The organism is Bacillus sp. 05T31 (assembly GCF_056396725.1).
In genome coordinates this window covers 1-1,103 of sequence record NZ_JBFTMA010001018.1, presented here as the reverse complement: position 1 = coordinate 1,103, position 1,103 = coordinate 1, and the positions used below count along the sequence as shown (strand labels likewise).

At 33.9% G+C, this 1,103-nt stretch carries 1 protein-coding gene; it reads right to left on the bottom strand.

Features of this window, described 5'->3' with window-relative positions; translation table 11 throughout:
* Nucleotides 1-1,103 (bottom strand): serine hydrolase (locus AC1DJR_RS30910; RefSeq protein WP_477004353.1); only part of this gene is annotated, 1,103 nt, incomplete at both ends.

Genomic DNA, 1,103 nt, shown 5'->3' with positions numbered 1-1,103 from the left:
GTTACAAGGTCTACTTGTAATGATTTACCTGATAAGAACCCAGGATCTGTAATATCTTTAGGCGATATAATCATTTGACTAATTGTTACACCTTTTTTAATAGGCGCTTCTTGTTCYTTATTCGATACTTTAAATTCTTTTTTATAAACGTCTTTGYTGYCCTTTGGCATTGGAAGTGAAACASCTTGCTTCGTTTGAACAACTACATCTTTGTCCTTTGCATTTGCTACTCGCACTGTTTCATGACCTTTTACTACTGAATCTTTTCCATAGACCTTCTTCACTTCAAAATTCGCAAATCCATAATCATATAATTTCTTTGTTTCATCAAAACGTGCTGTATGAGAGTTTGCTTTTATAACTACAGAGATTAGACGCATACCGTTTCTTTCTACTGTACCAGTAAAACAATCTCCGGCTTCTGGAGTAGTTCCTGTTTTTAACCCATCTACACCTTCGTATTGCTTAATTAAGCCTTTTAACATCCAGTTAAAGTTCGTCATATCAATCGGATACTTGCCACCCTTTTGGAATGTTTTTTTAGGGATTTTTGCTGTATCTAATATTTTCGGAAAATCTTGAATAAGACGTTGTGCTAAAATCGCACAATCTCTTGCGGACATTTTATTTTTCTCGTCTGGAGTTGTCCCTTCTGGGTGATGTCCTTTTAAATCATGGTTTGTTAAACCTGTAGAGTTTACAAATTTATAATTTTTCATTCCAAACTCTTTTGATTTATCGTTCATCATTTTCACGAAATTGACTTCTTTTCCAGCAATCTCTTCAGCTAAAGCAATTGTTGCACCGTTTGCAGAGTAAATTACCATTGCCTCATATAACTCTTTGACCGTATAAGAGCCACCATTTTCTAATGGAACGTTTGATAATGAGCGATCTTGCGAAATCTTATATGCATATTCAGAAATTTTAACTTTTTGATCCCATTTAAGTTTTCCTTTATCCACCGCTTCATGAACTAAGTATTCACTCATCATTTTTGTCATACTAGCAATTGCTAATAATTCATCTGCATTTTTTTGATATAAAATTTTTCCGGAATTTGCTTCTACTAAAATTGCTGATCCTGCTTCTACGTCTAAAAC